Source organism: Luteolibacter flavescens (genome assembly GCF_025950085.1).
GTDB classification, from domain to species: domain Bacteria; phylum Verrucomicrobiota; class Verrucomicrobiia; order Verrucomicrobiales; family Akkermansiaceae; genus Haloferula; species Haloferula flavescens.
This window is the reverse complement of sequence record NZ_JAPDDS010000003.1, coordinates 515996-523893: the sequence shown is the minus strand read 5'-3', so window position 1 is coordinate 523893 and position 7898 is coordinate 515996. Positions and strand designations below refer to the sequence as shown.

At 63.2% G+C, this 7898-nt stretch carries 6 protein-coding genes and 2 tRNA genes; 6 read left to right on the top strand and 2 right to left on the bottom strand.

Annotation, left to right across the window (positions count from 1 at the left end):
• From OKA04_RS08025 to OKA04_RS08015, 3 genes are all read left to right on the top strand, one after another.
• Positions 1-75 (top strand) — tRNA-Gly (locus OKA04_RS08025).
• A gap of 185 nt (positions 76-260) precedes the next feature.
• Positions 261-335, top strand: a tRNA-Gly gene (locus OKA04_RS08020).
• 132 nt (positions 336-467) lie between these two features.
• Complete coding sequence (locus OKA04_RS08015) at positions 468-1112, top strand: hypothetical protein (protein ID WP_264500627.1); 645 nt, start codon at positions 468-470, stop codon at positions 1110-1112.
• 71 nt (positions 1113-1183) lie between these two features.
• Here the strand turns inward: OKA04_RS08015 and OKA04_RS08010 are convergent, their stop codons facing one another.
• Positions 1184-2317, bottom strand: a complete 1134-nt coding sequence (locus tag OKA04_RS08010) for a hypothetical protein (RefSeq protein ID WP_264500626.1) — start codon at positions 2315-2317, stop codon at positions 1184-1186.
• A gap of 234 nt (positions 2318-2551) precedes the next feature.
• Between OKA04_RS08010 and OKA04_RS08005 the strand changes: the two genes are divergently transcribed.
• The 3 genes from OKA04_RS08005 (at position 2552) to OKA04_RS07995 (ending at position 6769) form a co-directional block, all read left to right on the top strand.
• Positions 2552-3919, top strand: coding sequence for a sensor histidine kinase (locus OKA04_RS08005; protein WP_264500625.1), 1368 nt, complete (start codon positions 2552-2554; stop codon positions 3917-3919).
• A complete protein-coding gene (locus OKA04_RS08000; protein WP_264500624.1) occupies positions 3916-4665 on the top strand; it encodes a LytR/AlgR family response regulator transcription factor in 750 nt (249 codons plus the stop codon). Before OKA04_RS08005 ends, OKA04_RS08000 begins: the two co-directional genes overlap by 4 nt.
• 100 nt (positions 4666-4765) lie before the next feature.
• Positions 4766-6769 carry an autotransporter-associated beta strand repeat-containing protein gene (locus OKA04_RS07995; RefSeq protein WP_264500623.1) on the top strand — a complete coding sequence of 668 codons (2004 nt, stop codon included), beginning with the start codon at positions 4766-4768 and terminating at the stop codon, positions 6767-6769.
• Between the two features lie 106 nt (positions 6770-6875).
• On the opposite strand, the gene OKA04_RS07990 is transcribed toward OKA04_RS07995, so the two are convergent.
• Entirely contained in the window at positions 6876-7772 is an 897-nt protein-coding gene (locus tag OKA04_RS07990) for a metallophosphoesterase (RefSeq protein WP_264500622.1), read from the bottom strand.
• Positions 7773-7898 lie beyond the last annotated feature (126 nt).

Below are 7898 nucleotides of genomic sequence, written 5' to 3'. Positions count from 1 at the left end.
GCGGGCGTAGCTCAGTGGTAGAGCGCCACCTTGCCAAGGTGGATGTCGTGAGTTCGAATCTCATCGCCCGCTCCATTCTTCCTCAAGAAGCCTTCCGGACACGGAGGGCTTTTTTGTTTGACGGGATCCGGTTGCCCGCAAGGCGGCTGGCCATTCGGCAGCCTGCACCGGCTCGCTTTTTCGGCGATGACCAGAAAGTCGTACGGTTTCTCTTGTCCACGGGGCGCGGGCATGTAGAAAGCGCGCACGCGTTTCGCGACGCGGGCGTAGCTCAGTGGTAGAGCGCCACCTTGCCAAGGTGGATGTCGTGAGTTCGAATCTCATCGCCCGCTCCATTTTTCCTCAGAAAGCCTTCCGGACCCGGAAGGCTTTTTTTGTTTCACGCCGGACAGTCGTCCGGGAAGATGCTTGATTCTTGTGACATGAGGAAAAATGGACCATATCTGGTGGTAGTCCGATCATCCATTATGAAGCTCCTTCTGTCCGTTTGCCTTCTCGCGATGCTTGCTGGTCCGGTTCATGCCGAGCCAGAAGCGAAGCCCGCCGCGGCTCCCGTCGAACCCGAGGTCGCTCTCGCCAATGCGAAGACCACGATCCTCAATCTCAGGCAGCTCCATATTGGTCTCATTGGTTTCGACAGCGATTACGGCGCCTTTCCCAACAGTGAAACTGCCGCTGAGGTGAAAGATGCGACCGGCTCGATCCTCGATATGGAGGGCGATAGTTCAAATACCTACTTTCGCCAACTCATCGCCAGCACGGCGAAGACAGAGACAATTTTCCAGATCGGTGGCAGAATGGCTCCGGACAATGACTTCAGCGATTCCACCAAGGCACTGGCCGCGGGGGAGTGCGGGATCTCCTACATCCCCGGACTTAGCACTTCAAATAACTCTGCCACTCCGGTGGCGATGGCTCCTTTGGTGACGGGCAAGATGGCTTTCGACCCCGTCCCCTTCGGTGGCAAGGCGGTGATCCTGCGGATCGATGGTTCCGCGACGATCGAGCCGATCACTGCGGAAGGCGACGTGATCCTGGGCGGCAAGAGCATCTTCGATCCGGCGCAGCCTTTCTGGAAGGGCAAGAAGCCGAAGGTGGCGTGGCCGGAGTGATCAGACATTGCAGTTCGACGACGGACTGCGGAGTGCGCGTGTTCTTTGCTGTGAGGGAATCGTAGCGGAGTTCACCCGCCGTTCGCTGCCTTGTCCCTCGCCGCAGACTTGTCGCGGATGGCGGCCTTGATGGCGGTGAGGCGGTCGGGCCAGACGAAGCGGGGAGCCTTCGAGGGGTCGTAGCCTTCCATGTGTCCGGTCAGGCGGGTGGCTGGCTTGGTGTATTTGAATTCGGTGTCCTTGAAGACCTCGCGGCACAGCGCGGCGAGGCCGGGATCATACTCCAACAGCTCCGCGCGGGTGTTCACATGGTTGTGGTCGTGGTCGTTCTCGCGGTTGTCATCGAACCACGATTGTACGCCTTCCGCGAAGTACTCGTAGTGGTTCATGCTGGCGTATTTCCCCTTCCACAGGCCCGCCTTCATCGCGGCGTCGTAGGCTTCCTTCAGACGCTTGTCGAAGGTGGGGTCCACGTTGTTCAGGCCACGCAGGTGGATGTTGTGCGCGAACTCATGGATCAGGATGTTCTCGGTGGAATAGGGATCACCCTCGTAGCCTAACAGATTCTCCTCTCCGCAGGTGCAATATGGATCGGTCTCGCTGCCACCGGTGCCGCGGGCTCGTGCGTCCCAGAAATCCTTGCCGGAGAATTCCTCATAGCCCGGCATCGGCTGCTCGCCCATGCGGACGAATTCCGGCAGGTCGGTAGTGTATTCGTCGTGAGCCATGATGCAGAGGCGCGCACCGCTTTTCACCATGGCTTCCAGTACGTCCGGGCGCTTCGCGAGCATCAGGTCGCAGAGGAAAGCGGCTTCCTTCAGCGCATAGGGATTCACCTTCGCCGAGGCGACGATGGGGAAGCCCCGCAGCCGCACGACCTGCGTGTAGAAGGCCGGGATGCCGTCCTTGTCCGGCGGATCGAAGCGGAATCCCTGCACCGGCACCTGTGCGGTCACCGTGGCATCCGACTTGTCATCGCGTCCGATCATCTGGAAGCGATGGCCGGGCGAGGTGGTGAAGATCTTGTCCTTCCCCGGGGCGATGCTGCCATTCGCCACCTTCTCCGTATCGGACTTCAGCCAGAAGAGATCGAGGGTCTGCTTGCTGCCATTGATGACTTGAAGCCGCGGGCGCTCCTGGGCGAGCGAGGCTTGAAAGGCGAGCGAGACAGGCAGGACGAGGGAGAGGAGGCGGATGGGTTTCATGGCATCGACACTGGTCTGCGAGACTACGCACTTATCATTTCCGGGATTTCGCAGAGCACCATGGTATCTGCTCCATCCGGCGGAACTGGCAGCGGACGCTATGAAAACGGCAAATGGCAGCGCACTTTGACCAGCGGCTCCACCCCGATTTATAGTGCCTTCGTCCCTTGTCGTGGTTAGTTCATCCAAATCGAAGCCGCGTGCCCGCGGTGATCCTCCATGATTGTCGCGCCGATGACCCTGCCTTCATCCCGCGCCGGTGCCCTGCCAGGGTGGTTGCCGGGAGTATTCTTCGCCGTGTGGACCGTGCTCGCCGCCGTGGCGGTCTGGTGGTTCGCGCTGCGCGAGCCGGAGAGCCGCGTGATCTTCGTGGAGATGGGAGCGGGTGGCACGCTGGATGCGTCCGCCTCGCGGCTGGTGATGCAGCAGCAGCTCCTGCCCTGGGTGCCGTGGCTACTACTCGCGCCGTACGTGCTCGGGCTGGCGGCGAGGTTCCCGCTCTTTGGCCGGCGGAAGTGGGTGCACGTGCTGGTTTTGGTGCCCGCGGCGCTCGCCTTCATCGGGGTCTGTCTCGTCTTCCAGGATCAGGCCGCGCGCCGTCAGCCCATTCTCGCGCCGATGCCCGCGGTGGAGTCGTGGTTCCCGCCGGGGTTTGACAAGACACCGGGCGGCGAATTCGGCATCCCGCTGACCCGCGAGATCGGTCGCGATCCCCAGCAGGAGCTGCCCGAGGCCTTCGGCCTGCCGCCCGAGGTGGATCCGCGGAAGCTGCCGGGGGTGATCTTCACGCGTGAGGAGCTGAAGCAACGCATCGAGGCACAATGGGCGGACATCGCCCGCCGTGCGGACGAGTCGCTGGGCGGGCTGAAGAAGGTGCCCGCGATGTCGAAGGTCCTGTTGGACGGCTTCGTCTACGCCGCGCTGCTCATCCTGTCCCACGCATGGCTCTTCCTCCGCACGGCGAGGCGGGAGAATGAGCGGGCCGCCGAGCTCCACACTCGCCACGCGCAGGCCCGTGCACAGGCGCTGCAGGCCCAGCTCCAGCCGCATTTCCTTTTCAATACGCTGAATGGCATCGCGATGTTGACGCGGAAGGATCCGGAGCGCGCGGAGGAGATGATCATGTCCCTCAGCGAGCTGCTGCGCATCGCGCTGGATGGCGAGCGCCAGGCGGAGATCCCGCTGCGGGAGGAGCTGCACTTCGTCGATCGCTATCTCGATATCCAGCGCATGCGCTTCGGCAATCGGCTGAAGGTCGAGCGTGAGGTCGCCCGCGACACGCTCGGCCTGCTGGTGCCCGCGCTGCTCGTGCAGCCGCTGGTGGAAAATGCCATCCACCACGGCATCGAGCCGCGTGGCAGCGGTGGCTGTGTGCGGGTCGTGACCGCGCTGGACGGCGACATGCTGACCATCCGCATCGAGGACGATGGCGTGGGCATCGGCCACTCGAAGGGTGGCTCCGGCAGCGGCATCGGCATGGCGAGCATCCGCGAGCGCCTCGCCGCGCTTTATCCCGGCAGGCACGTTTTCCGCTCGGAGGAGCCGCCCGGAGGAGGCGTCCACATGATCATCCAGCTACCAGCCCATACTGCCACCCGATGAAAAAAATCCGATGCGTGATCGTGGACGATGAAGAGCTGGCCCGCGAGCGGGTCCGCAGTCTGTTAGGCTGTGAGCCCGACGTGGAAATCGTGGGCGAGGCGGCGGATGGCGAGGCCGCGCTGGCGATGTGCGCGGAACTGCGACCGGACCTCGTCTTCCTCGATATCCAGATGCCGCGGCTGAGTGGCTTCGATGTGCTGGAGGAATTGCCCGTGAATCCCGCGCCGGTGGTCATCTTCACCACGGCATACGACACGCATGCGGTGCGTGCCTTCGAGGTGAGTGCAGTGGATTATCTCCTGAAGCCCTTCAAGGCATCCCGCTTCAAGGAAGCGCTGGGCCGCGCACGCGAGCGCATTTCCTCGGGGTCCGATGGCGGGCTTTCGCAATTGAAGTCCCATCTCCACATCATCGATGGCGGCCCGCGCGTGCTGGTGAAGTCGCCGGAGCGCATCGTCTTCGTCCGCGCCGCAGAGATCGATCACGTGGAGGCAGCGGGGAATTATCTCGTGCTGCATTGCGGTCCCGAGCGGCACATCGTGCGTGAAACGATGTCCGCCATGACGGACCGCCTGGAGTCGCATGGCTTCATGCGCGTGAGCCGCTCGGCCATCATCAATCTCTCACGGCTGCGCGAGGTTCAGCCCATGGGGGCGGGAAGCTACTGCGTGATCCTGAAGTCCGGTGCCCGTGTGGACATGACGATCCCGCTGCGCGATCTTCAGGAAAGATTGGGCGCGGGTTGATCCCCATGATGGCGCTTTCGTCACGGAGCCGGGGCCATTCGTCCCATCCGGGTGGAGGAAACGGGGGATAGTGCCTTATCCGGCGATCGTGAAAAATTGGTTGCCTTCGATCTCTGTTCAAACCCGATTCGTCACCCAACCTGTTACCCGTCGCGCAATCCAAGCGCTTGCGACGGGCATCCTCCTCACCACTCCCCTGCACGCCGCTGACATCCAGTGGACCGGGGGAGATGGAAATTTCACCGATACAGCCAGTTGGTCCGGCGGCGTGCTGCCCGGTGGCGGCGACACCGCCGTGGTCTCGAATGGCGGATCGGTCTGGATCAACACCGCGCCCCCGACGCTTGGCGGCGTCCGGGTGTCGAGCGGTGGCTTCGGCACCGAGGTCGGCATGACCAACACCGGCTCGACCATCGTCGGCAATCTGACGGGATCGCTCGGAAGATTCGATTTCAAGACCGGCATGTTCATGGCGATGGGCCAGATCTCCATCGGCACCGGCGGGGGCAACGGCCTCTTCGTGATGGAGAACGGGATGATCCAGCGCATGGGCGGCGGCACCTTCTCCATCGGCGATGGAGCGGGCAGTGAAGGCGAGCTGGTCCAGTCCTCGGGCTTCATCCGGTGCGTCACGCCATGGCACATCGGTGTGGGTGCCAATGCGAAGGGAACGCTCGATTTCTCCGGTCAATCCGCGGCAAACGCGATCGACATGCTCATTGTTGGCGCGGACGGCGGGACCGGCACGATGAAGCTGGGCGCAGGATCATTCAACAAGGTCGTGGAAGAGGTTCAGGGCACCTCGGCCGTCTTTGGTCGCGGCAATGGCAGCTCGGCCATCGTCCAGCAGACGGGTGGCTATTTCACGAATGGCAGCACGGACACGCTGCTGGGCGAGAGCGGGAACGCCACGGCGACGTGGACGATCAGCGGGGAGGCCTCCATCGCCTACTTCGGCACCCTCGTCATGGGCAATGCCGACTCGGCGAGCGCGACCTTCAATCTCAACGGTGGCACGCTCAACCCGAGCCGGATCATCAAGGGTGGAAGCACCGGCAACACCGCCATCGTCTTCAATGGCGGCACGCTCAAGCCTCGCTTCAGTGATGCCGACTTCATCAGCGGCATCGACAGCCTGACGGTGGAAGATGGTGGCCTCTTCGTGGACACTGACACGCACTCCATCGGCATCGGCCTGAATCTCCTGGATGGAGGTGGCGGCCTCACGAAGCGGAACGGAGGCACCCTTTCCCTCGAGGCAAGCAGCCAATACACCGGCGCGACCGTCGTGGAAGGTGGCACGCTGCTCATCAATGGAACGCTCACCGCGTCCGAAGTGACCGTGCAGGCCGATGGCACCATCGGTGGCTCGGGCACGATCAACAAGTCGATCACCTCGACCGGCACCATCGCTCCGGGATACGGCGTGGGCACGCTGACGGTGAAGGAAGATGTGGCGGTGGCCGGCAAGCTCGCGATCGAACTCACGCCTGCCGGCAGTGACGTGCTGGTCGTGGAGGGAGACTTGAATGTGGAAGGAGCCACCCTTCGAATCGAACTCCCGGAAGGCGAGCCGCTGACCGAGCCCTACGTCATCGCCACCTACGGTACCCGTAGTGGCGGGAATTTCGCGGGCATCGAGAATGGCGCGGGCTACACAATCGACTACGCCTACCAGGGCAACAAGATAGCGGTGACGCCCGGCACCTCCCCGTATGCGAACTGGGCCTCGAACTACACGTGGGCCAGCGACGAGGACAAGTTGCCCGAGGCTGATCCGGATGGCGATGGCTTTGCGAATATCCTCGAGTTCTTCCTCGATGGCGATCCGCTCGTGTCCGGCCAGCCGGTCGGCAAGCCCTCCGGTCGCGTGGTGGGAGACCGCTTTGTCTTCACCTTCGAGCGCAATGCCGGAGCAGCTTCCATCGCACCGGTCGTCGAGTATGGCACAGGGCTGGATCTGCCGCTCGTGGCAGTGGATGGCCAGGATGGCGTCATCATCACCACCGAGCCCGGCCCCGGTGGCGACTCGTGGACGGTGAGCATCCCGATGCCTCCGGGCGGCAAGCTCTTCGCCCGCCTCAAGGTCGAGGTGGATTCCTGATCGGTTGTAGTTTTCTCATGGCACCCGTCGGAGGACAGGGGAAGGTCGCCACGCACGGGAGCGCGGGGCGGCCTTTCCCAACTCCGCCGACAAGGATGCGGCGAGATCAAAACATCAGCGTGCGGGTGACCTCGCGGCCGTGGCCGGTGATCACGATGCGGTCGGCATGCACGTCGATGATGGAGAATGCGGTATTCTCCGGGTGATGCAGCATGGAGCGGAAGGTTACATAGGGAACGCCCTGTCGCTCGACGAAGTCCCCGGCATGGTTGTGGCCATTGAACCACGCGACGACGCTGGGGTGCTTGTCGATCACGGACAGCACGGCTTCGTGGTTCCAGAGTTGGTGCTCGCCAGCGGGTAGCAGGGGATGGTGACCGCACAGGATCACTCGCTCCTTCGCCACATCCGCGGCGAAGAGCTCCCGATCCAGCCATTCGAGCTGGGTTTCGGAGACGCCCCCATTCCACGGCTTCGCACCCGGGTGGCCAGCGGCCTCCAGCGACTTGAGCTGTGCCGCGGCAGCGGTCGTCGCGGGTGACGTTGCCGATTGCTTGTAGGTGGATACGGAATTCGTATCCAGCATCACGAAGCGGACATTCCCGCTACGAAAGGTATAGTAGTCGTGCGGCATGCCGAGCGTGGCCACCACCCGCGCCTTGTCTCCATCTGCCACCGTGTAGTCGTGGTTTCCCAGCAGGTGATGAACGGGGTGGCGGAGCTCATTGATCAGCGGCAGCACCGTGTCGAAGGACTTGAAGTCGCGGTCGATGAAGTCCCCCAGGTGAAGCGTGAAGGCGGGCTTCGCAGCGCGTATGATCTCCACGGCACGCTTCAGCTTCTCCGGAGTGGCGCGATAGTGGCGCTCACCTTCGGGATCAGCGTCTGCGTACTGCGCGTCGGCGATCAGGCCGAAGCGTAGCAGCGGCATCTGTCCATCGGTCGCAATGGAGGCACCGGGTAGCAGGCCCGCAGCGGTGCCGAGGAAGTGGCGGCGTTTCATGGTGGTCTCCCACCATACCCGCGATCCGGGGCACGACAATGACATCATCGTGACGGATCGGCCTCGCACGCGCCCACGAAAAAGCCCCGCCGGACAGCATCCGGCGGGGCTTGGCTGGTCGGTAGT

What these genes read in the sequence shown, in the direction of transcription:
- OKA04_RS08010 (WP_264500626.1), bottom strand. Translation starts at nt 2,317, where the DNA reads ATGAAACCCATCCGCCTCCTCTCCCTCGTCCTGCCTGTCTCGCTCGCC.
- OKA04_RS08015 (WP_264500627.1), top strand. Translation starts at nt 468, where the DNA reads ATGAAGCTCCTTCTGTCCGTTTGCCTTCTCGCGATGCTTGCTGGTCCG.
- OKA04_RS08005 (WP_264500625.1), top strand. Translation starts at nt 2,552, where the DNA reads ATGACCCTGCCTTCATCCCGCGCCGGTGCCCTGCCAGGGTGGTTGCCG.
- OKA04_RS07990 (WP_264500622.1), bottom strand. Translation starts at nt 7,772, where the DNA reads ATGAAACGCCGCCACTTCCTCGGCACCGCTGCGGGCCTGCTACCCGGT.
- OKA04_RS08000 (WP_264500624.1), top strand. Translation starts at nt 3,916, where the DNA reads ATGAAAAAAATCCGATGCGTGATCGTGGACGATGAAGAGCTGGCCCGC.